The 26,689-nt window shown below is 38.5% G+C and carries 26 protein-coding genes, 2 tRNA genes and 1 other RNA gene; 18 read left to right on the plus strand and 11 right to left on the minus strand.

Annotated features, from left to right (window positions below; translation table 11 throughout):
* Window positions 1-63 precede the first annotated feature (63 nt).
* Window positions 64-413: RNase P RNA component class A (gene rnpB / locus Q0976_RS15480), an RNA gene on the plus strand.
* Window positions 414-486: 73 nt separating this feature from the next.
* On the opposite strand, the gene Q0976_RS15485 is transcribed toward rnpB, so the two are convergent.
* Both Q0976_RS15485 and Q0976_RS15490 read right to left on the minus strand, forming a co-directional pair.
* The gene (locus Q0976_RS15485) at window positions 487-1,014 is read right to left on the minus strand and encodes a hypothetical protein (RefSeq protein ID WP_299494771.1); all 528 of its coding nucleotides are present in this window, start codon (window positions 1,012-1,014) and stop codon (window positions 487-489) included.
* 174 nt (window positions 1,015-1,188) lie between these two features.
* Window positions 1,189-1,264, minus strand: a tRNA-Lys gene (locus Q0976_RS15490).
* A 575-nt stretch (window positions 1,265-1,839) separates the two neighbouring features.
* Between Q0976_RS15490 and Q0976_RS15495 the strand changes: the two genes are divergently transcribed.
* Entirely contained in the window at window positions 1,840-3,261 is a 1,422-nt protein-coding gene (locus Q0976_RS15495) for a hypothetical protein (protein ID WP_299494772.1), read from the plus strand.
* Between the two features lie 47 nt (window positions 3,262-3,308).
* Here Q0976_RS15495 and Q0976_RS15500 read toward each other — a convergent pair whose 3' ends face one another.
* On the minus strand, window positions 3,309-3,863 hold the full coding sequence (locus Q0976_RS15500) for a cytochrome b (protein WP_299494773.1): 555 nt from the start codon (window positions 3,861-3,863) through the stop codon (window positions 3,309-3,311).
* A gap of 227 nt (window positions 3,864-4,090) precedes the next feature.
* Between Q0976_RS15500 and Q0976_RS15505 the strand changes: the two genes are divergently transcribed.
* From Q0976_RS15505 to Q0976_RS15525, 5 genes are all read left to right on the plus strand, one after another.
* Window positions 4,091-4,510 carry a hypothetical protein gene (locus Q0976_RS15505; RefSeq protein ID WP_299494774.1) on the plus strand — a complete coding sequence of 140 codons (420 nt, stop codon included), beginning with the start codon at window positions 4,091-4,093 and terminating at the stop codon, window positions 4,508-4,510.
* Entirely contained in the window at window positions 4,503-4,919 is a 417-nt protein-coding gene (locus Q0976_RS15510) for a hypothetical protein (RefSeq protein WP_299494775.1), read from the plus strand. Before Q0976_RS15505 ends, Q0976_RS15510 begins: the two co-directional genes overlap by 8 nt.
* 377 nt (window positions 4,920-5,296) lie before the next feature.
* A complete protein-coding gene (locus tag Q0976_RS15515) occupies window positions 5,297-6,139 on the plus strand; it encodes an AraC family transcriptional regulator (RefSeq protein WP_299494776.1) in 843 nt (280 codons plus the stop codon).
* A gap of 55 nt (window positions 6,140-6,194) precedes the next feature.
* A complete protein-coding gene (locus tag Q0976_RS15520) occupies window positions 6,195-6,947 on the plus strand; it encodes an AzlC family ABC transporter permease (protein WP_299494777.1) in 753 nt (250 codons plus the stop codon).
* On the plus strand, window positions 6,944-7,258 hold the full coding sequence (locus tag Q0976_RS15525; protein ID WP_299494778.1) for an AzlD domain-containing protein: 315 nt from the start codon (window positions 6,944-6,946) through the stop codon (window positions 7,256-7,258). The genes Q0976_RS15520 and Q0976_RS15525 overlap by 4 nt, the downstream gene beginning before the upstream one ends.
* A 113-nt stretch (window positions 7,259-7,371) precedes the next feature.
* Here Q0976_RS15525 and fre read toward each other — a convergent pair whose 3' ends face one another.
* Window positions 7,372-8,082, minus strand: coding sequence for an NAD(P)H-flavin reductase (gene fre, locus Q0976_RS15530; RefSeq protein ID WP_299494779.1), 711 nt, complete (start codon window positions 8,080-8,082; stop codon window positions 7,372-7,374).
* 61 nt (window positions 8,083-8,143) lie between these two features.
* Window positions 8,144-9,637, minus strand: a complete 1,494-nt coding sequence (gene ubiD / locus Q0976_RS15535; protein WP_299494780.1) for a 4-hydroxy-3-polyprenylbenzoate decarboxylase — start codon at window positions 9,635-9,637, stop codon at window positions 8,144-8,146.
* Between the two features lie 546 nt (window positions 9,638-10,183).
* On the opposite strand from ubiD, the gene Q0976_RS15540 reads away from it, so the two are divergent.
* From Q0976_RS15540 to Q0976_RS15565, 6 genes are all read left to right on the plus strand, one after another.
* Window positions 10,184-10,795 carry a hypothetical protein gene (locus tag Q0976_RS15540; protein ID WP_299494781.1) on the plus strand — a complete coding sequence of 204 codons (612 nt, stop codon included), beginning with the start codon at window positions 10,184-10,186 and terminating at the stop codon, window positions 10,793-10,795.
* Window positions 10,796-10,806: 11 nt separating this feature from the next.
* Complete coding sequence (locus Q0976_RS15545; RefSeq protein WP_299494782.1) at window positions 10,807-11,439, plus strand: CatB-related O-acetyltransferase; 633 nt, start codon at window positions 10,807-10,809, stop codon at window positions 11,437-11,439.
* Between the two features lie 188 nt (window positions 11,440-11,627).
* Window positions 11,628-12,008 carry a hypothetical protein gene (locus Q0976_RS15550; RefSeq protein ID WP_299494783.1) on the plus strand — a complete coding sequence of 127 codons (381 nt, stop codon included), beginning with the start codon at window positions 11,628-11,630 and terminating at the stop codon, window positions 12,006-12,008.
* A gap of 145 nt (window positions 12,009-12,153) precedes the next feature.
* Window positions 12,154-12,900: a pyrimidine 5'-nucleotidase gene (gene yjjG / locus Q0976_RS15555; protein WP_299494784.1), complete on the plus strand. Its 747-nt coding sequence runs from the start codon at window positions 12,154-12,156 to the stop codon at window positions 12,898-12,900.
* Window positions 12,901-13,100: 200 nt separating this feature from the next.
* Window positions 13,101-13,191: transfer RNA gene (locus Q0976_RS15560), tRNA-Ser, on the plus strand.
* A 429-nt stretch (window positions 13,192-13,620) separates the two neighbouring features.
* The gene (locus tag Q0976_RS15565; RefSeq protein WP_299494785.1) at window positions 13,621-14,979 is read left to right on the plus strand and encodes a hypothetical protein; all 1,359 of its coding nucleotides are present in this window, start codon (window positions 13,621-13,623) and stop codon (window positions 14,977-14,979) included.
* 328 nt (window positions 14,980-15,307) lie between these two features.
* Here Q0976_RS15565 and Q0976_RS15570 read toward each other — a convergent pair whose 3' ends face one another.
* From Q0976_RS15570 to Q0976_RS15595, 6 genes are all read right to left on the minus strand, one after another.
* Window positions 15,308-15,706 carry a hypothetical protein gene (locus Q0976_RS15570; RefSeq protein WP_299494786.1) on the minus strand — a complete coding sequence of 133 codons (399 nt, stop codon included), beginning with the start codon at window positions 15,704-15,706 and terminating at the stop codon, window positions 15,308-15,310.
* A 97-nt stretch (window positions 15,707-15,803) separates the two neighbouring features.
* Window positions 15,804-16,172: a hypothetical protein gene (locus Q0976_RS15575; RefSeq protein WP_299494787.1), complete on the minus strand. Its 369-nt coding sequence runs from the start codon at window positions 16,170-16,172 to the stop codon at window positions 15,804-15,806.
* Window positions 16,173-16,439: 267 nt separating this feature from the next.
* Complete coding sequence (locus Q0976_RS15580; RefSeq protein WP_299494788.1) at window positions 16,440-17,294, minus strand: alpha/beta hydrolase; 855 nt, start codon at window positions 17,292-17,294, stop codon at window positions 16,440-16,442.
* A 226-nt stretch (window positions 17,295-17,520) separates the two neighbouring features.
* Window positions 17,521-18,396, minus strand: coding sequence for an alpha/beta hydrolase (locus Q0976_RS15585; RefSeq protein WP_299494789.1), 876 nt, complete (start codon window positions 18,394-18,396; stop codon window positions 17,521-17,523).
* Between the two features lie 417 nt (window positions 18,397-18,813).
* The gene (locus Q0976_RS15590; protein ID WP_299494790.1) at window positions 18,814-19,656 is read right to left on the minus strand and encodes a type II CAAX endopeptidase family protein; all 843 of its coding nucleotides are present in this window, start codon (window positions 19,654-19,656) and stop codon (window positions 18,814-18,816) included.
* Window positions 19,657-19,876: 220 nt separating this feature from the next.
* Window positions 19,877-20,467: a homocysteine S-methyltransferase family protein gene (locus Q0976_RS15595; protein WP_299494791.1), complete on the minus strand. Its 591-nt coding sequence runs from the start codon at window positions 20,465-20,467 to the stop codon at window positions 19,877-19,879.
* Window positions 20,468-21,468: 1,001 nt separating this feature from the next.
* Between Q0976_RS15595 and tssB the strand changes: the two genes are divergently transcribed.
* The 5 genes from tssB to tssG all read left to right on the plus strand — a co-directional run bounded on the left by tssB (window position 21,469) and on the right by tssG (window position 26,687).
* Window positions 21,469-21,957: a type VI secretion system contractile sheath small subunit gene (gene tssB, locus Q0976_RS15600; protein WP_299494792.1), complete on the plus strand. Its 489-nt coding sequence runs from the start codon at window positions 21,469-21,471 to the stop codon at window positions 21,955-21,957.
* Between the two features lie 79 nt (window positions 21,958-22,036).
* On the plus strand, window positions 22,037-23,512 hold the full coding sequence (gene tssC / locus Q0976_RS15605; RefSeq protein ID WP_299494793.1) for a type VI secretion system contractile sheath large subunit: 1,476 nt from the start codon (window positions 22,037-22,039) through the stop codon (window positions 23,510-23,512).
* A 6-nt stretch (window positions 23,513-23,518) separates the two neighbouring features.
* Complete coding sequence (gene tssE / locus Q0976_RS15610) at window positions 23,519-23,950, plus strand: type VI secretion system baseplate subunit TssE (protein WP_299494794.1); 432 nt, start codon at window positions 23,519-23,521, stop codon at window positions 23,948-23,950.
* A 2-nt stretch (window positions 23,951-23,952) separates the two neighbouring features.
* Window positions 23,953-25,716 (plus strand): type VI secretion system baseplate subunit TssF, encoded by a 1,764-nt coding sequence (gene tssF, locus Q0976_RS15615; RefSeq protein ID WP_299494795.1) that lies wholly within the window; start codon window positions 23,953-23,955, stop codon window positions 25,714-25,716.
* On the plus strand, window positions 25,680-26,687 hold the full coding sequence (tssG, locus tag Q0976_RS15620; protein WP_299494796.1) for a type VI secretion system baseplate subunit TssG: 1,008 nt from the start codon (window positions 25,680-25,682) through the stop codon (window positions 26,685-26,687). The genes tssF and tssG overlap by 37 nt, the downstream gene beginning before the upstream one ends.
* The last annotated feature ends 2 nt before the right edge of the window (window positions 26,688-26,689 follow it).

The following is a 26,689-nucleotide window of genomic DNA, read 5'->3' on the forward strand; positions in this document are numbered from 1 at the left end:
AAAAGGCTTTTCATTTCAGCTCTGCAGCTTGAAGTATCACGGGTATACAGGTATACTCCGCGCCGAGTTGGCCAGACAGTTGCCGCGTCGTAAGACGGGGAGGAAAGTCCGGGCTTCATAGAGCAGGGTGCCAGATAACGTCTGGGCGGTGTGAACCGACGACAAGTGCAGCAGAGAGGAGACCGCCTATTCAATTTATTGGATAGGTAAGGCTGAAAGGGTGCGGTAAGAGCGCACCGCATGGCTAGTAATAGTCCATGGCAAGGTAAACTCCACCCGAAGCAAGATCAAATAGGGTTCCGTATGGCGTGGCTCGCGTTGGAACCGGGTAGATCGCTTGAGCCTGTGAGCGATTGCAGGCCTAGATGAATAACTGTCCACGACAGGACCCGGCTTATCGGCCAACTCAACCTAATCTTAGAAAGCCGCTGATTTTATTATCAGCGGCTTTTTTGTGCCTAATTTTATCGTTAAAATTAACAGGTTTTAGCGTCTGCTTTTCACTAATTCAAGTAGTTTATGAACGCAGGCCTGCCCATTAACGGGCAATTTTTTCTCATCAATGAGTCCGACTTGGGCGAGTACTGAACCTTGATCCCAATAGATGCGCTCGCTGTCGACTTTTTCATCTTTAAAATTGACAATGACAATAGTGAAAAACGATATTTTTTTGTAGCTTGGAGAAATATTGGGTAGCAGCCAAGGTATTTCTCTGTCGTGAGTTAAACTCATGACAAGCTCGGTGACCAGAAGATCAGTATTAAACGATTTTGAGATGACTTCAATGTCCATATCATCTGGAAATTGACCAATAAATTCAGTATTATAAAAATGTTTTACTGCTTGATAATTATCTCCACCACGTAATGTAGGAATGTTGATCACGTAAGGATCCTCACTCATGGTCGCCATAGTGTCATTAATATTTTTATGATCGAATTCGGCAGCCATATGCTCATCAAAGATATCAACGTACTTTTGATGAAGTTGAGATGTTATTTCTTTTGTAGCCAAACCCCTTCTCCTAACAAGTTTTATTGTTAGTAATTGTAGCTAAGGTTTTTAGTCTGTGGTGAGAGAGGTGATGTATGTTTAAAGCAGGTATGAGTGAATCGCAGTGAAAGACGAAAGTTATCACGTATAAAATGTGTTTTTTTAGAAGGATAAAGATAAACAGATAATAAAGAGTGGTGGGTCGTGAAGGATTCGAACCTTCGACCAATTGGTTAAAAGCCAACTGCTCTACCGACTGAGCTAACGACCCATCTTTGAAAGCGAGCGCATGGTACCCCGATCATTTTATTTTAGCAAGCAAAAAATGAAAAACTTTTGCTTTTATTTGTGGTTTGACTTTTAGTTGATAATTTTTTGTTCGTTCAGCGGCTATTTAGCTATTTTAGGGCAGGATAGCTCTTAGGTCAGGATTGGGGACTAAGACGATTAAGTTCACGGGAGTCATGTTCATGATGAGGGTAGGTAAACACACTTTACATATTTGCTTGCAATTATTCGAGTGCGTTTTCAGGCAACTCTGTTTATTCTTTCTTAACATTAAAATAAATTTATATATCGGTTTAATTGCTGTTTATCAGTAAAGACGGTTTGTCATTTATATCACAATAAATACCGAAACTTTTTGAACTTCGCGCCTTTAAAGGGGTTGGGTAAATGAGGTAATTTGTTGCTTATCGAGTGGTTGCTATCTTGTGTCACGTGAGTCTGTAGGCATTATTGTTTGCTCACTTTAAGCAAATAGCATGCTTAGCTAGTTAAGCGCAGGTTTTATTGATCAGGAGTATTCATCGGTAAACAAAGTGAGATGAATATATTTGAGTGAAAATGATGAAATATTTTACTGTGATTTCTACTGTTTGTGTATTGATTTTGTTTGGTCTGAACTCTTTTGTAATGGCGGTCAGTAACGATGGACCCATTGTGAGCGAGAAAAATAAGCTAGATAAAATGCAACTGATCCAAGATAAAAAAAGTGGCCAGTTAAGGCTTGTGAATCGTTCTGAACAGCAACAAGTTCAAGCATTATTGCCAGTTTCAACTCCCAAAGTTATTCAAAATGATGACTCAAGCCTCAGTATGGCGTTAACGATGCATCCTCTACCTGCAACTGCGGCTTATGTTAATTCCTATGGTGAAGTAAAAATTTATTATGGCAGTGTGCCCGTTGAAGTATTAACCTTGCCTGACAATATGGCAGCACAAGAAGGGTTAATAGAAGCATCGTTAAAGGGACCAGAGATTCAAGCTTGTATTTCAGATGACGAGGATGAGCCCACTAGTAGTAGCACCGTGAATAATGGAGAACAATTAGCGAATATTGTTATTTGTAGTTCAGATTTTCAAGGAGATGAAAATCAATCTGGAGAGGGGTTTTATGATCCTACTCCAGTTGAAGCTGTTGGGGGCAATATGGCGACGACATTGGGTGAGCAAAGACAAAATGTATTTTTAGAAGCGGCGCGTATTTGGGGAAAAGAGTTGCTGAGTGATGTGACCATTTATGTTAATGCTTCATTTACCCCTTTGACCTGCAGCGAAAATTCAGGGGTTTTAGGCTCCGCAGAGCCGAATTATATTCACTCAAATTTTGATAATGCACCTCAAGCTGATACTTGGTATGTTGGCGCGTTAGCGAATAGTTTAAGCGGCCAAATACTCGCTAAAAATGCAGATATCGATGCACGATTTAACTCCAATATTGATTATAATGATGATTGCTTGAATGGTATCAATTGGTATTTAGGTTTAGATGGAAAAAATAATAAGGATATGGATTTATTGACGGTAGTATTACATGAGATGGCTCATGGTTTAGGCTTTATATCGTTAGTGGATGTGGCTGATGGCAGCTTACGCTTAGGGGAAGTCAATGGGGAAGAGGTCCGATATCATGATATCTGGGATCATTATTTATATGGCGTGAGATTAGGTACCTGGCTCAATTTAACGGATGAACAAAGAGCATACTCTGCAACGCGTGATAATAATTTGGTTTGGCAAGGGGAAAACGTGACATTGCATGCAAGTGCATACAGCGAGGGAGTACATGAACTGGGGCTTTTTAAAATGTATGCGCCTAATTCAGTAGAGCTTGGGTCATCAGTTTCTCATTTTGATAAAAGTGTGACTCCTAATACATTAATGGAGCCTGAGTTCACAGAGCATACAACCGATGTGGGTTTAGCGGGGGCGTTACTTGAAGATATCGGTTGGTTAAGGCCAGCAGCGAGTACATTAGCGCAATAGTGAATGGCAACCAAGCTCACCTTTTATGCTGGGTTGCCATGGCAATATCACTGGATTTTTTTACCTAGCATGCGACTTAGTGTTCCGTCTTTGTCTATGAAATGATGTTTAAGGGCGCCAAGAACATGTAAACTAATCGCCGCCACCATGATGTTAGCACCTGTTCCGTGAAGGGTTTCACCTAGCTCTCCCATATTCGCTGCAATGGGAGCAATTTTACCCGTTGAGTCAAAATTTGCTGGAAACAATTCAAGACCAAAAACGAACAATCCATGTCCACTCGCGGCAGACATTAGCATACCTGAAATAGGCATAAGTAAAATACCGATGATGAGCAGCCAATGGACCACTTTTGCTAAAAATCGTTCTAACAAAGGGTATTGACTAACTGGCGTTGGCCAGCCATTGATGTAACGCCAAATGACACGCCAAACAATAATGGTAAATAACAAGATACCAATGGATTTGTGTATAGGGTAAAGTACAAAGGCATTATAGCTTGTCATATAAAAACCGACACTGAGTAAACAAATAAAACAGACAGCGATAATCCAGTGTAGGCTGAGGGTGAGGGAAGAGAATTTAGTCTTAGTATCTTTCATAATGACTTTTTATTAATTGGATTTACATTCCAGTATAATGTTAAAGAAGCCAAAGAGCAGATTAGAAGGTGATTTTACCGTTAATATGATTTAATCATAAAGCTGAATGTAATATATGTAGTGATTATGTTATTAATTAGGGGGAATTATTTAAGAGATAAATTATGTTTTTAGACAGTATAACAAGAAAAGGATGTCAGAGTGTTTGCTTTTTATTGGGGATACTCATGTTACAAGCATGTGTTGTCGTTCCTCGCCCTGTATCGACTCCCTCGCCGAAACTTGTCTCTTCTTCATCCGCTCGATATACAGTTTGTAATACTGAAACCCAACAATGGGATTTACATACTCAAGAGCTTGGCAGTTTACAATCATGTCAATATTCCAGTCAATTAAGTGGGATCTGTATGGCGACGTTTGGCTTAATTTTGCCTTTGGGTTCTCTTATTGTTTCGAGCAGTATATATCTTGTTGGTAATACAGTGCACTGGCTTGAGTATCAAGGTCGTTGTAATGATGGCATTGTACAAAGAGGTTTGGCCTTATTTGATGGGGGGAGCGAAGAAGTGGAGTTGAATGAAAACGAAATCGATTTAATGGATCAAACCATCGTTATCGAAGAAAAGACCGTGGAACTTATTGAGTAAATTAAAAAATAAGGGGTTAAATTTTGATGGTATAATAGTGTTTGGTTATGTTTTATTTATTGAGGAAAAAATGCGATTATTGAAAGGAATAGTGCTTGGCATGGGCGCGTTATTATCAGGTCAACTATTGGCATCGGATGCGATTAACCAAGGTTCTATTAGTGATGTTGCATACCGGGATGGTTTTGTCACTTTAAGAGTCATAGGTAGTGATGGTGACACGAATCATTGTGATAAATGTCCCAGTGATCCCGGGGGGATTAGCACTAGCAAATGCTGGATAGAAGAGTCTAAAACCGCTCAAATCAGTATGTTGTTATCGGCGCAGGCAAGAGGGAAAAAAATTACGGGTCGTGTTCATGATATTGCCAAAGATTGCACTTTATACCAAATGACTCTTCAAGATTAATTGTTGTTTTTATTCGTTAACCTGAATTTGGGATAAACAGTACAGCTTAATGCTGCAATTTTTGCTCTTATCTGTGTTGAGCTTTCTATTAATCGCTCGCTATTCAATATGAAATCCTGCTCTGATATAGGTAAAATGTCGACATTTTGCTAAGTTGAAAATAAACAATAATAGATTGATATTTATTTCAACAGTCTGATTTTTAAAACTTATTATTTTGCGTTCAGGTGAGTTAATTTATATTCAAGAGAAAATTTTATTATTGATAATCTGTGCTTGAAGAAGCTTCAGCTCAAAAAGTTGCACAATTTTGTACAAAACAAGCTGTCTACTTTTAGGTATGATGATGTGACTCTTATTTTTTGAAGTTGTCGTTAATGAAAAAGAAGCCTTTAGAGCGTGCAGATTATCACGTGACTCAAGAATTAGGCGGCATTGAGTTACTCGATGCCAGTTATCATAAACAAAACTTTTCGCGTCATAGTCATGAAGGTTATACGGTTGGCGTGATAGAAGAAGGAGCGCAGCGTTTTTTTAGAACGGGTGGTGATCATATTGCGCCGCAGCACAGCATCATTTTAATCAATGCTGACGAAGTGCATAGCGGGCAATCCGCCACTGAATTTGGTTGGTCTTATCGCGCTATGTATCCTGTTCCTGAGTTGTTTGAATCCATTGACCGAGAGCTTGGGCTTAATCATGGAGCACCTTATTTTCCTGAGGCGGTGGTTTATGATGAGTACATGGCGAATATGCTTAGACTGAGTTTTACGACCTTGAATGATTCCGAAAATCGACTGTTGCGGGAAACACTCATTTATTCATTATTAATAAAATTAGTGGCGCGCCACAGTAAAACTCGGCCAAATGAACGACTTAATGTTGCTGCAACGCCGCAAATGTTATTAGTTAAACAGTTTTTAGATGATCAACCTAATGTGGATGTTTCTTTAATTGAGTTGGCGAATTTAGTGAATTTAAGTCCTTGTTATTTGTTACGCCAATTTCAGCGTCATTTTGGTTTACCGCCTCATACCTATCAAATACAATTGAGGTTGAGATTAGCTAAACAATTGATAAAGATGGGAGACTCTTTATTAAATGTGGCTTTGGAGTGTGGCTTTCATGATCAAAGTCATTTTTCTCGGCACTTTAAAAAAACGCATGGGGTGACGCCAGGGCGTTTTGCAAAAGCAGTGGGGAGCAATATCGTACAATAATAGGCAGGCTTTTTATTTTAATATATTGAAATAGTTCCTTTTTGTGATTTTCAATATGACAATATTCAATAATACGTTTTCGACTTCATTACCCACTGGTGAGATATCACGCCATCAAGCAATCTTCAAAGGGGTCATGGCGATATTGCCTTTATCCATCGCAGTGATCCCTTGGGGAATGTTAGCTGGATCTCTAGCCATTGATGCCGGTTTATCACCATTAGCAACGCAATTTATGTCATTAAGTATCTTTGCGGGGGCGGCGCAGTTAGCGGCTATTGGTATGGTGAAATCAGGTATTGGATTAGGAGGGATTTTATTATCGACTTTGCTTATCACCTCACGTCATTTATTGTATGCAATAGTCTTAAGGCAGAGTATTAGCCCACTTAAATTGCGTTGGCGGTTGAGCTTAGGTTTTTTGTTAACCGATGAGTTATTTGCCATTGCTTCAATTAATCAAGAGAAAAAGGCACTCACAAAGCGAGTAGAATCATGGTTTTTGTTAGGGGCTGGAGTGAGCTTTTACTTGTGTTGGAATGTATCGACACTCTTTGGTATTTTAGCCGTGAATGCATTGCCAGCGCTTAATCAATGGGGATTAGAATTCGCTATTGTGGCGACGTTTATTGCCATTATTGTGCCTATGGTAAAGCATTTTTCTGTTGTTATATGCGTTTTTATTGCCGCAGTATCAGCGGTATGCTGTCAGGTATATAAAGTTGAAGGTGGCTTACTTATTTCAACGTTACTTGCCATGATTGGCGCGATGCTATATGCCAAATTCACCAAAGAGGCTATTAAATGATTTGGTTGATGATAGTCATGATGGCTGTGGTGGTTTTTATGAGTCGTTATTGGTTTTTTGAACCTAAGTTATCCTTTAAACGTTTGGAGAAAATACAAGGTTTACTGGAGTATTGTGCGCCAGCTGTATTGACTGCCATTATTGCGCCGATAATATTTCTTAAAGAAGGGAAGACCCTTAATCTCAATATGGATAATCCGTATATCATCGCTGCAGCGACAGCGTGCATATTAATTTATTTAACTAAAAATACGTTGTTAACGGTAATAGTGAGCATGGGAATATTTTTGCTAATGAATGAGTTAATCTGAACTCGGAACTCTGGGTGTTAAAGAAATCAAGGCATTCCTTTAAAACCGTTAAGCTAAAGGAAGACATTATACGCTTCAGCCACCATTGGATGGGTGGCTGAAGGGATGAGAGGTTATTTGATGAATGCAAAAGCATCACCGTAGAGATGATCTTCTTCAACGCCCATACTACGAAAAACTTCTCTGGCGGCTCCGACCATATCAAAACGACCTGCAATATAAATATCAAAACCTACGAGGCTGATGAAGTCAGTTTTGATTTGCTCTAATAAATTGGCTTGTTTACCTTGCCAATCAGCATTCGCTTCTTCAACGACGGGAATAAAATGCAGCCAAGGGTGAGCATCATGCCATTGTCTGGCAATACCTTCATAATACATGGCTTCTTGTGTACGACAGCCCCAATACAGTTGGGTTTCTATGGCTTGTCCTAAGGCTATTTGTTGCTCAACAATGCTTTTAATGTATGAAAACCCAGTGCCACCTGCTATCAGTAAGCGTGGGCGTTGACTGTCACTACGAAAATGTGCCACGCCACCTGGTACTTCGATTTCAATATCGGTATTGTCTTGCAGGCATTGTTTTAGCTTTTCCACTACTTGCATTGGATAACTTTCACTTACCGCTGCACCGATATGCAACTCGATATGCTCAGCATCAGGTGCACTGGCAATAGAGAAAGGACGCTTATCTTTTTCACCCATGACGATACACAAGTATTGCCCAGCTTTAAAATCAAAGGCGGTTTGTGGTTTCAGTGTCACTTGAAAAACGGCATCGTTAAAAGGTGAAACTTGTTCAATTTTACAGCGAATGGTCTTCATTTAACTTCCTTGAGTATGCCATCTATGTCAGTGGCGTATACTACTTATAGCAGGGGTTTTATTATTTAATGTTTGGTGAATTAATCGGATCATCAAGACCTAACTCTTGCCAAATATCATCAACTTTTTGTTTTATGGCATCATCCATGACAATTGGCGTACCCCATTCTCGAGTGGTTTCACCTTGCCATTTATTGGTGGCGTCTAAGCCCATTTTAGAGCCGAGTCCTGAGACGGGTGAAGCAAAATCTAAATAATCGATGGGGGTATTATCTATCATAACGGTGTCGCGGCTAGGATCCATACGCGTGGTGATGGCCCAAATAACATCTTGCCAATCTCGACAATTGACATCTTCATCCACCACAATGATAAATTTAGTGTACATAAACTGGCGTAAAAATGACCATGCGCCCATCATGACGCGCTTGGCATGTCCAGGATATTGTTTTTTTATTGAAATAACCGCCATGCGGTATGAGCAGCCCTCAGGTGGTAAATAAAAATCCACAATTTCAGGATATTGCTTTTGCAAAATGGGCACAAAAACTTCATTAAGTGCGACACCTAACATCGCTGGTTCATCAGGGGGACGGCCAGTGTAGGTACTATGATAAATAGGATCTTTTCTATGAGTGATGTGAGTGACGGTAAAGACTGGAAACTCATCTGTTTCATTATAATAACCAGTATGATCCCCATATGGGCCTTCTTCAGCCATTTCAGTGGGATCAATATATCCTTCTAAAATGATTTCGCTAGTGGCTGGCACTTCTAAATCACAGCTGATTGCTTTACAGACCTGTGTACGTTCGCCTCTCAGTAATCCTGCAAATGCATATTCACTCATTGAGTCAGGTACGGGGGTGACGGCGCCTAAAATGGTGACGGGATCACTGCCTAAAGCGACGACGACGGGATAGGGAGCACCAGGATGCTTTTCTTTGAATTCTTTAAAATCTAATGCGCCGCCACGATGATCGAGCCAACGCATGATGAGCTTATTTTTACCTAATAACTGTTGGCGATAAATGCCTAAATTTTGCCTGTCTTTGTTGGGGCCTTTTGTGATGGTTAGGCCCCAACTGACTAAAGGTGCGGCATCACCTGGCCAGCAATGTTGAATAGGTAATTGTGTTAGGTCAACCTCTTCACCAGTGAGTATCACTTGTTGGCACTCAGGGCTTCGCACCGTTTTGGGGGGCATGTTTAAGGCTTGTTTAAATTTAGGGATTTTTGCTATAGCATCTTTAAAGCCTCTTGGAGGCTCGGGCTCTTTTAAAAAGGCTAATAGATCACCGACATCCCTAAGTGCAAGAGGATCTTCTTTTCCAAGGGCCATTGCAACGCGCTTAGCGCTCCCAAATAGGTTAGCCAGAACGGGCATAGAATGGTTTTTTGGGTTTTCAAATAATAAAGCAGGCCCACCAGACCTAAGTACTCTATCGGCTATTTCCGTCATTTCTAAATGAGGATCAACGGGATAGCTAATTCGTTTTAATTCACCACTTTGTTCAAGGTGGTCAATGAAACTACGCAAATCCTTAAAACTCATATGGAAATATTCTCTAATGTTAGGGGAAATATGCGCGGCACTATAGCATTTTCCCCATGGCTAAGTCACCTTTGTCCAGCATGATTGGGCTTTGATATCCTGTTTACTTTTATCATTTACAATTGTTTAAATTAAAAATCCTTTATCTTGTGAGGGAATGAACCCCATTTGTGTGTAAACTATACTTATATACCCGTGATACTTGAAGATGCCTGTTTTCAGAGCCTGTAAAAATGCCTAATTCAAGGCGTATTATTGCAGAAATGCTTATTGCCTTTTAAGGTAATACAACGCAGAAGTAGGTAATTCTACAGGCTCCCAAAGGGCTGATTTAAAAGATTCTTATACTGCGTTACTGAACATCAGCTTAGAATCACTAGGCACGCTGTTCAGCTGACCATCAAGGATGATGGAAATGTCATTCATGCAGGCGCAATGAATGAGCTTGTCTAAAAGGCTTTGAATTTCAGCTGAATCCTGCATCTTCAAGTATCACGGGTACAGGTACTCCATTAATAGCTTTTAGCTTAGTTGTAGGAGGTTAGGATGCGTATTTTTCACCATTTTGTTATTGTCCTCATGTTACTTGCTCCTAGTATGGCAGTGTTTGCTTCTTCTGAGACTCAGAAGGGGAAAAATAGTCATAATCAACGTGGATCGAATCAATATAAGCAGTCTGATCATAAAATGAATTCGCATCATCATTCTGCTCAACATAAAAATCAATATGTTTATAATCGAGCTTATTATAAGAATCGATATCATCAGCCTTATTATAATCGCTCTGGGAGTCGAGTGGGTTGGAGTATCGGGATCGGCTCGAGTTGGAATAATGGTTGGTATCCTTATGGCGGCTATTATGGTTCTCGTTGGGGGACGGGGTGGGGATATCCTTGGAACCGAACAGGCTATTACGGGGCTTCTCGATATTTTCCTTTTGGTTGGAACCAGCCTGTTATGAGGCCAAGTCAGCCGAAAGTGATTTCTCCCCCTCAGCAAATTACAACTAGCGTAGAGTACAGTAATGGTCTGACTCGATTACCGGATAATGCTAAAGTGATACAAACGAGTAAGGGAACGCAATATGAGTGGCAAGGGGTTATTTACCGTTATGACTGGCTGACGCAAACTTATCAAACCGTCAATGATAAACAGTAAAGTATTGAATAATGAAGAACAATAAACATTGGTCTAAAGTGCAACGGTTACATGATGTTGTGACCAACCCTAATATTATTTTAAAAGGGAAGTACAGTTACTATAGTGATGCCTATGATGAAGGTTTTGAAGCTTCAGTTGTAAGGTATTTACACGGAGACGAAGTGAGTCGTCAGTGGCAAGCTAAATGGCATATTGATCAACTGATTATTGGTAACTATGTGTGTATTGGTGCTGAGGTCGTTATTTTGATGGGGGGGAACCATACTCATCGAGATGATTGGTTTTGTTTGTACCCTTTTATGGATATGATTGAAGAGAGTTATCTGGGTAAAGGGGATACCTGTATTGATGATGGAGCATGGTTAGGGATGCGGGCAATGATAATGCCTGGCGTTCATATAGGAGAAGGAGCCATTATTGCCGCGAATAGTGTTGTTACAAAAGATGTCCCTGCATACAGTATCGTGGGAGGAAGCCCTGCAACTCATATTCGTTATCGTTTTTCTCAAGATGTGATTAAACGTTTACTTGCTTTAAAAATGTATGATTGGTGCGAATCTAAGTTTATGAAATTAAGACCCTTTATATGTAGCTCAGATATATTAGCATTAGAGCAAGCCAGTAAAGCGTATAAAGGTTAATTCCATCTGAGTTGTTTAAATTAATATTCTCTTATCAATATGCACTATTTTATAACGAGATGGTTTAAAACAAATGTAGATCGTTATGATATATTGTATTCAAGTTGTAAAGTCATACCTGTGAGTGAACTGCTTAAATAGGAAGTTAACTGTTACCTACTAATGACGCCCATGTAATAAGAGGTAGAATGGTGACGAAAAATAAATTTGAAGAATATGCTAAAGCTATCGCAGTAAAATCAGTACTGAATTGTGATGATAATGGCCATTATTGTGCTATTAACTATGCCGACGTTTACGATACTATCGTATCTACAGGTAGGATTGAATATCGAGGCAAAGTTTTTTTGCCTTCCCAGAATCTAGTACATTTGCCTGAAAAGGCATTAATAGGACAAATGCAATTAATCATGGAGCAAATTCAAATAACTTTGGAGGGAAAAAAGGGCATTGGTATTCGAGGAGCCCACCATCATTTACCTAAGAAGTCTTTTTTTGATTGGACCGTTGATCTTTCTGCTTTAGGGTTATTAGGGGTCATTGCCTCTTTGTTTATTATTTTTGATTGATGTTATTTTATCTGGCGCTAAAGCATCATTTATTCTATTGAATAGTGGTGCACTTCTACTTTAAAAATACTTTATGGCTTTGCATTTGGTTTAGCCAGTTGTTATTTTACCCTCCTCTGAAATACTTTGTTTAAAAGGACAATTCATGAAGTATCAATGGATTTTGTTTGATGCTGATGACACCTTGTTTCATTTTGATGCATTTAAAGGTTTAGAAAGGCTATTTTCTCGTTATGGTGTGACTTTTACTGAGCAAGACTTTCAAGATTATCAGCGAGTCAACAAACCACTGTGGGGGGATTATCAGGCGGGAAAGATTACTGCGAAGCAATTACAAGAGAGGCGTTTTACGGTATGGGCGGATAGATTACAAGTCACTCCTCAAACGTTAAATACAGGTTTTTTGACGGCTATGGCGGATATTTGTGCTTTATTGCCTGGAGCTCAAACATTAATCAATGGGTTAAAAGACAAAGTGAACTTAGGCATTATTACCAATGGGTTTACTCAATTGCAAACGATCCGTTTACAAAAGATGGGCTTATTGGATATTTTTTCTTTAGTCGTGATTTCAGAAGAGGTGGGGTTAGCCAAACCTCATGTGGGCATTTTTGAATATGCTTTTGAGAAGATAAGACAAAAAGGTTTACAAGGAACTGAACCACTGGATCTTAGCCGTATTCTTATGGTGGGAGACACCCAAAGCTCTGATATTAAAGGTGGTATGAATGTGGGAATTGATACTTGTTGGCTTAACCGTTTTGATGAACCTTTAGCAGAGGGAGTGCGACCTACTTATCAAATTAATTCACTGCTGGAGTTGAAAACTTTGCTTGCTAATCTGAGTGATAATACCGGATCTGCTGATAGTACTCAAAATATAGCCAGTTAAGCTTACGATCCTCAGTGTATAAAGTGTATTGTCAAATAAGAGCCTCAGCAAAATAAAGAGCCTCAGCCTCTAAATACTGACGTAAAACATCGCAATATGCTGATTTATTATGCGTAAAAACCATGTTGGTTGATTTTTTAATCGCTTGGTTTCATAAAAGCTTTACAACGTCATGATAACCCCCTATTATCAGCGCCACTGGAGAGATGGCAGAGTGGTCGAATGCACCGGTCTTGAAAACCGGCATGGGTTTGTAGCCCATCTAGGGTTCAAATCCCTATCTCTCCGCCATATTAAAAATAAAAAAACCTATCTTTAAAGATAGGTTTTTTTATGCCTGTAATTTAAGAATGAGTTTATAGCACACATATGTAGGGTTCAAATTTCTATCTCTCCGCCAAATAAAACAAAAAAGCCCATCAGAAATGATGGGCTTTTTTGTATCTAAATTAAGATGGTTATGACATGGGTTTGTAGCATGTCAATTCAGAGGGAAAACGTCTCTTTTTGTATTTAACCTGAACTCGGGATAAGCAGCGCCGCTTAATAGCGGTATTTAGCCAAATTAGACAATAAAGAATCACTGGGATGATTTTACTTTATTTGTTAATGAATTTATTTAATCACTTTAAAAAATATCATTAACGACTTTAGCCCAATGTTACTTATTGATACTTATTGATATATTGTTCTTATCAGGAATTAACAACAATATTTTCAATGGACTTAATCAATCAACGCCTTCTTATTACTCCTCTTTTTTTAATCAGCAGTTTACTTATAGGTTGTGGTTCTGATCACGGTGCCAAGCAAACTGAATCACAAAATGAAACGCCAGTGGCTACAGAAGAACTGTCACAATTAACGCTCACTGCATTACAAAAAAACAATCAAGGGAAAACCCACACCGATACGACAGCACGTTTTTTGGTCCATGATGATAAAGGCAACTTAATTGGTGATTATTCTCCGAATGATGATGGCAAAGTTAATATTGACTGGGGCGACACCAGTGCTCATCTCAGCTATATCCGTTTTAATGAAATCTATGATGTTAGCACTGAAGAAAAAAAGCAGGTTGCTGAAATTGACAGTTTTATTAATCTTTCAGTGACACAATTGTATTCCACCACAATGTTCCGCCCCTCCACTCAAGAGCGTGAGTTAGCTGAGACACAGATCGACTTATCTCAATTACAAGGTGAAGCCCCAACGTCGACAGTTATTATCGGAAGTGGTATTAGTATTGGACTTAACACCTTTGATAGTATTACTGTAAATTACGAGAAAGATGAAAGTAAAATTAACGTAAAACTGATCTCCTCGAATCAGCAAAGTGCACGAGGCGGCTTAATTGAATTAGCTAATAAAGCCGCATATCGCTTAAATTTAAATGACTTCAGTGCCGATGGTGTTCTTGTTTCTACTGGTGATCTTTCAGCATGGCCCGTTGCCTATATTTATACGCCTTATGGTTACCAAAAACTGAAACATTACCACAATGCATATGATAACTTATGGGATAACATTTTTATTTATCCTGCAATTCATAAACAATCACAATTAATAACATGGTCAGAAAAAAAACAAACTCTGCATGCGGATAGCCCTATAGAAATGACTACAATCAGCAGACGAAATTTTGATACACAGGGTCAACTTAGCACTACACCAACAATGTTAACCTTAAACTCAGCACAATTACAGAGTATTGAAGCCACTGCTGATCAGCTCACTACCGAAGCTAATAGTACCGCTTTTGACTTAAGCTTATTTCAAAACACTATTGATTTAACCCAAGTCACCTTATGTGGTACAGAATGTGCTGATGATACCTTTAGCTGGACCATTCACAGTACGGCCCAAACTCAATTACCAAATCTATCCTTACCAGAAGATATGCAAACCGAATTTGATAATATTAACAAGCTAGCAGTGAATATTAATCTTGTTAAATACACAGACAACGAACTAGAAAATAATGCCACACTTTACCATATTAACGAAATGAACAAATCCAATGAAAGACAAGTACCAGAGCTAGACTCACTTCAATTTGAGTTTTATATAAAAAAGTAATGCATTAAATCACAGACACAAAAAAGCCGCTAATTTTATTAGCGGCTTTTTTGTTGTATTTGGCATAGAGATAGGTGTTTGGACCCTACATAGATGTACTATGAACTCATGCTGGTTACATTTTTATCTCAGATGCAAAAAAGGCAACTAGTTAAGGTTGCTTTTTTGTTTTATTTGGCAGAGAAATAAAAGTTTTGAACCCTACATTGAGATGCTACAAACCCATGTCGTAACGACTTTAAATGGATTACTAATATTCTTTGACACTCATTATCCCGAGTTCAGATTATTTAAAGTCAGATGGCTATACCACAGAGGGCAACAGATCCTAATAGAGTGTGTAAATTGAAAGAATAGGGAATTTATTTTCGCCAAAAGCAATGGTGATCGATTGGGTTTCATGTGCCTTAAAAGAATGGGAGAAATGATGTGGAAAAATTCGCTCACCATCGGCGAGTAACGCTAAGAGATGTTTTTCTGATAAGGTCCGCCGACCTGCACTATTATTTTGTATGGTAATGACACCCCATCGTTCTCCTAAGTCGTTACTCATTAGCACATAGTTTTGGATCATAAAACTACTACGGGTAGGTTGAATATTTCTGTCATTTGGAAAAGCTAAATCTGAGGCTGGCACAGAAACTTGATCGATATTAAGCGCTTCATTTTCTGTTGAGGCTGCTGTAAAGGAGAGCAGTAGTAAAATGGGGGAAACATATTTAATCAATGGATACTCCAAAATATATTTTTAAAATTAATGGATTATTTTATATGTTGTTATTTTTTGTTGAATTTAATGATTGAATGTTCTCTTTTGTAATGTGTTATTTCTTCACTTTATTATGCTGCATATGCAGCCAGATATTGATGAACAAGGCTAATGTATTCATCGTTATCATGATCCAAGGCCTAACGGTTAATGAAAATAAGTTTGAAATAAAAGGTAAAATTGGTATTGATAAGGCAACGGTGGAATATACCAATGTGAGGTATAGCAACCAAAAACCCCAAATACGATTTGCCCATAAAGCCCATGCGGTACTTACTGAGAGTAAAACCCAAGGGATGGCGGCGAGGTTATAGTAGAAGTTGAAAGAGGCAATACCTGTAAGGATTTCCCAATGTATAATGAGTGAAATGAAAATTAATACAGCCATCACCCGTTGCCCATATTGAATATTTGAGCTTTGCATTTACATCCTTATTTATTCATTTGTTATTCGTTTTTAATCTTGGTTGATGCTGCTAGTTGTGAGCAGTATTTAATGAGATTTATGCTGTTGCTTTAAAATGTATCATTTATAACTAATTGATGTAAATTAATTATTATTTAACTATTGAAGACAAAAATAAAAATCAAACTTAGAGAGCCGTAGTGTTTTTTATTATGAATAAGTTTTAGCGTGTGAGTAAATATGCTTTTAATTCAGATGCTTTTTCATTGAGGATAGCTTGGTTGTTTAAGATAATTGGATAAAACTATCAATGACTTGATTAAAGTATGTAGCATTTTCAACAAAAGGAAAATGTTTACCACCTTCATGTTCTTCAAAGATGACAAGTTTGGCGTTAGGGATTTGCTGGCTGGTCCAAATTTGGGAAGAGGCTGAAATTAAACTGGCTCGCCCACCGATAATTAACGTCGGTAATGTGATTTTTGGAAACAAACTACGCCAATCTTGGTAAAAAGCATCATAAAGTAAGGCTGCAGCCGCTTTTTTAGGCAGAGTGTCACTGCATTTAAGGACTAATTGTTTGTGTTCATCTTTGGCGACTCGGTTGACCATAGTATTAAAAAAAATATGCATAAAATGATCATCTTGGCTGGTGGTAATTTGATGACATAATTGATCGATGGTTTTAGGATCAGAACTCGGTCCATACCGTTGAATTTCTGTTTGGGTCCAGAGTGGATTCATCATGGGAACGGCGGCCCTATCAATAAAAATGAGTTTACTAATTGGGGACACATCGAAGAGCTCTAAATAGCAACAGATAACGGTTGCACCAAAGTTGTGACCTAGAAGAGTAATTTCCCTGAGTTGTAAATATTGAATAAGTTCATCAAGATCTTTAGCAAATCTATGTACTTTATAGCCATAATCTATTTTTGCTGATAACCCATGACCCCGCATATCGAGTGCTATCATGCGATATTGCTGACTTAATGCCTCAAGTTGATATTGAAATACTTGGCAGCTAATATTCCATGTGGGTAGCATCAATAAAGGAGGGCCTTCTCCTACATCTAGGTAGTGTAATTGGGCGCCATCATGAGTGGTAAAATAATGGCTGTAAGATGAGTCAATAGTCATTATATATTCAATAAGCTAGAGTGAATTCTTTATTATTATAACAATAATTGCTTTATTTTTGATCAAAACAAAAGAGGGGTTACGTTAATCAATATTCGTAATACTTTTAAAACCAAGTTCCAACTTGAATAAAAAGCCGTTAAATAAGGGGGGTTAATTGCCCTGTATCAGTGACCTTTTTATCATCAATGATGGTTCTTAAAACTGATAACTTAGTGATGCTAAGTTAATGTTCAGCAATGCTATTAGTTTGTTTTATAAATTGATCGATAACGTGATTAAATTTTTTTGGGTTTTCTATAAAAGGGTAATGTTTACCTCCTTCACTCTCTTTAAATATCATTAATTGTGCATTGGGGATTTGTTTGCTGGTCCAGAGTTGTGAGGATGCTGATATTAAACTCGCTTGGCCACCAATCACCAATGTTGGTCTATCTATGGCAGGAAACACATTACGCCAGTCTTGGTAGAAAGTATCATAGAGCAAAGATGCCGCGGCTTTTTTCGGTAGGGTATTACTGTTTTTGAGGATTAATTGTTTTTTATCATTATTAGTGAGGTTATTGACTAAAGTGTGAAAGAATACTTCCATATAATAGTCATTTTTAGTCTGAGAAATTAAGTCGCATAGTTCGCAGATCGCTTTATCATCAGCGGTGGGGCCATAATTCTTGATGTCCTCTTGGCTCCAATTTGGATTAATTATTGGTACGGCAGTTCTGTCAATAAAGATGAGCTTACTGATTGAACTTGAATTAAAAAGTTCTAAATAAGAGCAAATAACACCAGCACCAAAGGTATGGCCGAGTAATATGACTTCTGTTAAGTGCAAGTAATCTATGAAATCATGAAGATCATAAGCAAAGCGACATGTAGTGTACCCATGGGAAACTTTTTCAGAGAGACCATGTCCTCTCATATCGAGCGCTAATACTCGATATTGATGACTAAGAGCTTCCAATTGATATTTAAATATCTGACAAGAAATATTCCATGAGGGTAATAAGACTAGAGGCTGACCCGTTCCTTTTTCGAGGTAATGTAAATATGCGCCATCATTTGTTGTGAAGTAATGACTATTACTCGTATTTATTACCATCATCAACAATGCCAACCCAGAAATGAATCTAGCAATTATAACATTCTCTTAGTGTTATCTATAATACTGAGTTGCTCTGATGAGTAGTATTATGTAAGCGTTTGTAAATCTATTTTTAGGACATAAATATTCACGATGAGGGGATTCCTACCTTGTTTAAAAAAGATAACCATTGAAGCTTTGAAGCCTCAATGGCTATTTGTTCTACCTTGTTAGGACCTGTTGAACTTTGGTGAGTATTTATGCAGCAGTTTGTCGTTTCTTTATACAAGGCAGAGCTTGTGCGGTGTCGTTGTTCTCGGCTTGGGTTCAAACGTCACTCTACCTCCCGCCCATCCATGGGGTCGTCCATAAATAAGCGATAACGCCGTAGAAAGGAGCGACAAGCGCTGTCCGTAGGATCCACTAAACGTAATTTGATCAATGAAGAGCAGCAGGCCCTAACATTGGATAAGTAAAAAAGGCTAAATGAGCAAAATTAAAGATGAAGTGACAGAGAATAGCTGCCCATAATCGACCTGTAAAATGGAAGATGAGTCCATAGCCAATTCCTGCGAGTGTGGCAAATACCATTAATAATGGCCCGCCTGCAAAATGAGCTAACCCAAAGAGGATACTGGCTAAGATAAGCCCGATTATCCAACCGCATTTTTCACTGAATAATTGTTGAAAAAAACCTCGAAAGAGTGCCTCTTCAGCGACGCAAACTAAGATTAAATTATTAAAAACAAATAGCCACCACCAATGGGGTAGCGATAGTTCAGGTTTGAGTGCGCCTAAGGCTGTTGCAATAGGCAGCAGTGCAAATAATGGCATTAATGTGAAAATAATGGGCTTAAATTTGACCGTTTTTATTTTGCCGAGCAGTGGTGGATACGCCAGTGTTAAGGTAAAGATGAGCATAGGTTTATCAAGGTTGAGATACATGGAAAAAGGCATGCTATTCACGCTTGCTGTAACCTTATTTAACACTTGTAAGTTATTAAATCCTGGTACTAAATGGAAAAACAGGGCGAATGACCATAGGCTAATGATAAATAAGCTGACGTAACGCCAAAAAGGCCGAAAAGAAGGGGTTTTATAGGCTAAAGATAAGCCGATAAGAATACTGACAAGCCCTAATATTTTGAGTTTTTGTTCAAATAAAGCCCCAATAAAAAAAAGGGCTAATAGAGCAAATGCAGCTTTGGATTCTTGCAATAAAATGGCAATGATAGCGAGTGTCAGTGGGAAAAAAATCCATATTGAGAAATCGAGTGTCATTTATCACTCCTGAAGATTTAGGTTGCAACCCGTAGGTTAAGTAGTGGCTTAGTTTGAGTATAACTTACCAGAATGAAGAGAGTATTTTCTAATGTTCTCTACCGTTAAACAAGTCAAAGTGTTATTTTACTCACTTCAACTGTGTTGAGTCTTATTAGGGGGGTTATGTGTTTGTATAAGGTGAAAACCTATAAGATAGTCAAGGCTTACCTACAAATGCCTAATGGGTGGCCGCCACTGGTATGGCCTTTTTAAGTGGCTCTCCAGAGCGAAGCTGTGGCTTGATAGTGTCATCATCAGATAGTGAAAAAGCATACCATTTTTGTTTCTCATTACCGGATAAGGCTTTGATAACCAGCTTTAGTTCTTCAATGGAGCTAATGGTTTCTATTAACCAGAAATCTGCAAATGTGTTTTGATTGTCAATCAGTATTTTTAATATGCTATTGGCTTTTTGAGCATCAAACAGATCGGGCTGGTAGCTACCAAAAAGAGGAGGGATGCAAGCGGCAACCTGAGTACCTATTTTTTTATTAGCACAATTACGAGCAAGCATTGCTGCTTGTTTTATTAAATTGGCGCCCTGCAGTTCGACAACTGAATTGCCTAAGTGGAAAGGCATACAGGCATAACTGTTAATCGCTATTATTTCACTACCAGCTTGAATAAATTGATCATGAACTTGAGTGACAAATGTGTCATTTTCAATGAGGGCTTGAGCGCTCCATTGGGGCTGTTTAAAGGGGGCACCGATCTGTTTAAGTTCACGACCCATACCGCCATCGAGAATGTCAAATTCTTTACTGTACACTGTTATTACCCAGTAAGAGTCTGGTTTCTAGTCCGTTAGGCTCCTAGACTGATAAGATTAATATGAAAAGGCTTTATTTTAGTGAAATTCAGAATAGAGATCTTTACTGTTGCGTGTAAGAGATCTCTGACTTTGACTGTAATCATGGTCTATTTCTTTTAATTAAAAAGGGATAATTAAATAAATTATCGGTGTGATTCCATCGATAATATTATCGTTATAGGGGAAATAGAGTATTGTTCGATATGCTAACTCATTAGCTTTATCCTTGCTATTGTTTTTGTGACTCATGTGGATTTCTTGAGACTGTTTTATTAATAATATTATGTTAAATAATGGGGTGTAATATTTATTTTGATATTTATTTCAGTTTTTCTAATTACACGTTTTTATAGGGTTTATTATTATTATTTTGTTTTCAACCTTGTTTAATTTTCTTTTTTATTACGATGAGTTATTATACTTTAGTCTAGGTTGTTGGTGTTTCTGCTTCCATTTCAGTGATGGTATCAAATGTGTATTGCTAATAAATTAAGCATTTTAATAGTTGATGTTGATTAGCTAAGATCAAGTTTAAAATAACCTATTCCTGTCTATATTGTTGTTTTTTATTGTTTATCTTTGGTTTTGCTTTAATGGTTTTCTTTATGGTGGAAATCAATTTCAAGGGGGCGGTTATTAATACTTTTTTACTTTTTAATATATAGATGATATTTAATATTAGGTTTGTTTTTTTTATATTACCTTGTGTTTGCTCTCTTACCAAACATATTGGTCTGTTGATTTTTAAAATCATTAAAGTAAGATACTTTCTCAATAAACGGGTTTAAGCACTAAGCAGTAATTAATCTTTAATCTTTTATTAGTGAACAGGGTTTTCTTGCGTTCACTATCTATGATTAGTACTGAATGAAATATTTGTATCATTATGTAATACAATGTTTTTTTGGCTATCATACCCAAATATATTTTTTGATACTATCTATGATATGGAGATTGTAATGGCTAAAGATGGAACCGTCGCGCCGAAAGAGCGCATTAATATTAAATATGTTCCAGCAACTGGGGACGCACAAGCGGAAATGGAACTTCCGTTAAAATTATTAGTTGTAGGCGATTTTAAAGGTCATGCTGAGTCTACTCAGCTTGAAGATAGAGAAGCTGTTTCAGTCAACAAAACTAACTTTTCTTCTGTCATGAAAGAAAGCAAATTATCTGTTTCAGGTAGCGTGGCCAATAAGCTGGTTGATGAAGAAGGAAGCGAGCTACCTTTTGAATTATCATTCAACTCTTTGAAAGACTTCACGCCAGATGAAGTGGCAAAACAAGTCCCAGAGATTAAGAAGCTGGTTGAACTTCGTGAAGCACTTGTCGCATTAAAAGGTCCACTGGGTAACATTCCTTCATTCCGTGTTCGCTTACAAGAATTATTTTCTGAAGAAGCTTCCCGTGAACAATTATTACGCGAACTTCAAGAGGCTCAAGATTAAATTTGTTACTGAGTTTTAAGGTGACAAGTTGAATTTAGCTCATGTTGACTTACAAAATTTATTAGAGGGATATCACCACATGGAAGGTCAAGTTCAAACAACTGACAATGCTGCTTTAGAAGGCGGTAATCTACTCGATGAGATCATGGCGCATACGCGTATGGATCCTGTTGACGAAGGTTATGATGTTGCCAAGAAAGGAGTGGCGGCATTTATTTCAAATATTTTAGGATCAGAGCAGTCTTCTGAGCCTGTTAACAAAGCATTGGTTGATAAAATGCTGGTTGAATTAGACCAGAAAATCAGTGCGCAAATGGATGAAGTGTTACACCATGAAGATGTACAACAAATTGAATCAGCATGGAGAGGGTTAAAGCTGCTGGTTGATCGTACCGATTTTCGTGAAAACATTAAAATTGAATTATTGCATGCCACGAAAGGTGAGCTATTAGATGATTTCGAGTTTGCGCCAGAAACAACGCAATCAGGTCTTTACAAGCACGTCTATTCATCAGGTTATGGACAATTTGGTGGTGAGCCAATAGGGGCCATCGTTGGCAGTTATGCGTTTACGCCATCTTCTCAAGATATGAAATTATTGCAATACGTCTCAGCAGTGGGGGCCATGGCTCATGCGCCTTTCTTGTCGTCAGTTGCACCTGATTTCTTTGGTATTAAGTCGTTTGAAGAATTACCAAACTTAAAAGATTTAAAAGCTACGTTTGAAGGACCGAAATACACTAAATGGCGCGGATTACGTGAATCTGAAGATGCGAGATATTTGGGTTTAACAGCGCCTCGTTTCTTATTACGTGTGCCTTACGATCCTATTGATAATCCAATTAATAGCTTTAATTACCGTGAAAACGTCAGTGAAAGCCATGAAGATTATCTGTGGGGAAATACGGCCTTTGCCTTAGCGACACGTTTAACTGATAGTTTTGCTAATTACCGTTGGTGTCCTAATATTATTGGTCCTCAAAGTGGTGGCGCAGTGGATGATTTACCTGTGCACGTGTTTGAGACTATGGGAGCACTACAGTCAAAAATTCCAACAGAAGTTTTGATCACTGACCGTAAAGAATACGAATTAGCCGAAGAAGGTTTCATTAGCTTAACGATGCGTAAAGGCAGTGATAATGCAGCGTTCTTCTCGGCGAATTCGATTCAAAAACCTAAAGTTTTCCCTGCGACTAAAGAAGGTAAAGAAGCGGAAACTAACTATAAGTTAGGCACGCAAATTCCTTACATGATGATCATTAACCGTTTAGCACACTACATTAAAGTGCTACAGCGTGAGCAGATCGGTGCATGGAAAGAGCGTCAGGATCTTGAAAGAGAATTGAATGGTTGGATCAAGCAATATGTAGCCGACCAAGAAAATCCACCAGCAGATGTTCGTAGCCGTAAGCCTTTACGTGCCGCTAATATTTCGGTCTCAAATGTTGAGGGCGATCCAGGTTGGTATCAAGTGAGTTTATCGGTTAGACCTCATTTCAAGTATATGGGTGCTAATTTCGAATTATCACTGGTAGGTAAGTTGGATCAGGAGTAATAACACGTGTTTGACACTGAAGAAAAAAGATTAGGAGGCAGTAGTTTCTTTGAGCGCTTAATCCCTGATGCGCCGAGAGTATCGGTGGATCATTCTTCAGTGGATGAGACCATGGATTCAATTAAACGTAGCATTACTCGAGTGCTTAATGCGCGCATAGGTGAATCACAAAGCTGCCCAGAGTATGGATTACTCGATTTTAATGATACCTCTTTGAGTAGCTTTGATTTAGGGTTACAAATTAGATTGTCGATCAAGCAGTGTATTGAACGCTTTGAACCTCGTATTAAAAATGTAGAGGTTTCTGTTTTTAATGATGAAAATAATCCTATGAGTTTGACATTTAGTATTTTGGGAACTTTGGTCGTAGCAAACATGGATGAAAAAATTCAAATAGAGCTTTTTCTTGATAATAACCGAAAATATAGAGTGATTTAGTCGTGTCACAAGATAAATATTTCAGGGATGAGCTTGCTTTTTTAAAGGAGCAAGGTAAAGAATTTTCGGATATGCATCCTCAATTAGCCCGTTATTTACACGGTAAGAGTACCGACCCTGATGTCGAAAGATTATTGGAAGGTTTTGCTTTTTTAACCGGGCGTTTACGTGAAAAAATTGATGATGATTTTCCAGAGCTGACCCATTCAATGATCAATATGCTGTGGCCGAATTATTTACGCCCAGTTCCCAGCACAACCATAGTGGCTTTCTCCCCTAATGAGGGCATGGACGAAAAGCAACTGATCTCAAGTGGCTGTGAAATGAAAAGTCATCCCGTTGCGGATACCATCTGCCAGTTTAGAACATGTCGTGATGTGGATATTTATCCTTTTACCATTGATGATATTATTTCCTCTCATTCTCGTGAGTCGTCAACCATCGATGTGGTGTTGAGCTCATCAGCTAAAACCAGTTTGCAACAAATAGGATTAAATGATCTTCGTTTTTATTTAGGTAATGATGATTACAGTGCGAAAACTTTGTATTTATGGCTGAATAACTGTTTGCAACGTATAGAGTTAATTGCCGATGGTAAAGCTTATACGCTGATGCGCAATTCATTAAAAGCGGTCGGTTTTGGGTCAAAAGATGCGATTTTACCTTATCCTAAGAACGTCTATGAAGGCTACCGTATTTTACAGGAGTATTTTACGTTTCCTGAAGCCTTTCATTTTGTTGATGTGACTAATATTGATAAAGTGATCCCAGCTTATGTGTCTGGCGATTTTACGTTGCGGTTTACCTTTTCAAAAACCTTGCCCTCAGATGTGCGGATCAATAAAGGCAGTATGCAACTTTATTGTGTGCCGGCGATTAATTTATTTGAGCATGATGCCGATCCTATTGAACTTAATGGTCGCCGTACAGAATATCCTATTATTCCGTCAAGTCGAAAAGCGGGGCATTATGAAATTTTTAGCGTTGATCATGTTCAAGGTTGGATAGATTCAGAGGCGGGGAGAATTCGTGGACAAAATCGTGTTTATACGCCTTTTGAGAGCTTTCAACATGAAATTGAGCGTACGCGTCATCGCTTAGCCTTATATTATCGTATAAAAGTACGTAGCAGTATTCGTCATGATGGCTTTGAGCATTTGATGTCTTTTGTGCGCAGTGATGAAACGCATATGGTGAATATGACCGAAGCGGTTTCATTACGTTTAACCTGCACAAATAGACAGTTACCAAGAGAGCTGGGTAAAGGTGATATTTGTATTGCTACAGATAAAACCCCAAGCTTTGTAACCTTTAAAAATATCACGGAGCCGTCAGCTTCATTACGTCCCCCTTTAGATGGTGGTTTGTTATGGACGCTTATTTCTAATTTATCATTGAATTACCTCTCACTTTTATCAAAAGATGCCTTGAGCTCTGTTATTCGTGCTTATGATTTTAAAGCATTGGTGGATAGACAGGCTGAGATGATAGCCAAACAACGGTTAGCGGGCATTTTAAATATTACTTCAGGTCCGACAGAGCGTATTGTCAAAGGGCTACCGGTTAGAGGATTACAGTCTGAAGTGACGCTTAAAGAGTCTGCATTTGGCAGTGAAGGAGATTTATTTTTATTTGGGTCGGTGCTAAGCCGTTTCTTCTCTTTGTATGCCAGCATTAATTCGTTTCACGAATTAGTGGTGGTGAATGCCGATAATCAGGAAAGATATACATGGAATATACAGATCGGGCAGCAGCCGTTAATTTAGCGCCACCCGAATGGCAGGCAAGGATGCCTGAAAAAGTTCGCTCGTATAACTTTTTTCAACTGGTGGAACTGATACATCGTCTTGAAGGTAATGATGCCGATAGTCGCGACTGGGAAAATCAAGGCCAGCTATTTTTTACAGCCGATCCCAGTTTAGGTTTTGCCAGTAGTGATGTCTCGAGTTTAACAAGACGGTTCGATAACCGTTTACAGTTAGACACCACTTTTTTAGGTCTCAATGGCGCTCAGTCACCGTTACCCAATTATCTTCTTGATCAAATCGCGGATCCTGAAGATGAAGGGATGAAGCGTAATTTTTTAGATTTTTTCAATCATAGGCTCATTTCTTTATTTTATAAAAGCTGGCGAAAATATCGTTATTACGTTCGATTTCAAGATAATGCGAGTGACACTTTTTCAAAACAAGTGTTCTCTTTGGTGGGGCTATCCAATGAGGACCTGCGCGGTGAGACGTCCATTAATTGGTGCAAAATGTTGGCTTATGCGGGCATGTTGGCAGGGCGCAGTCGCTCGCCGCAAACCGTATCAGGGATTATTGCTCACTGTTTTGATTTAAAGAATGTGTCAATTAGAGAATGGGAAAAACGAAAAGTACGTGTCCCTAAGACGCAACAGTTTCTGTTAGGGAAAGCCAATTCAAGTTTAGGTGAAGATACGGTTATTGGTGAGAAAGTGACTGATGTCATGGGTAAGTTTGTTATTTGTATTGACGATCTGTCCTTTGAAACCTTTCAAGACTTTTTACCTTCAGGTAAAGAATTTAAGCCCTTGTGTAAGGTGATGGAAGTCGTGCTAAGGGAGCAAATGGCTTACGACTTAGAATTGACCTTAGCGAAAGAAGCAACCCCTATGTTAACCCTTGGTGATGAAAAAGGTGGGCAATTGGGTTGGTCATCTTTTTTAAGTAAAACCCAGCAGAAAAAGAAAGTGCTGATCCAGATCAGGCAATAGAT

It is taken from the genome of uncultured Shewanella sp., from assembly GCF_947501665.1.
Lineage (GTDB): Bacteria > Pseudomonadota > Gammaproteobacteria > Enterobacterales > Shewanellaceae > Shewanella.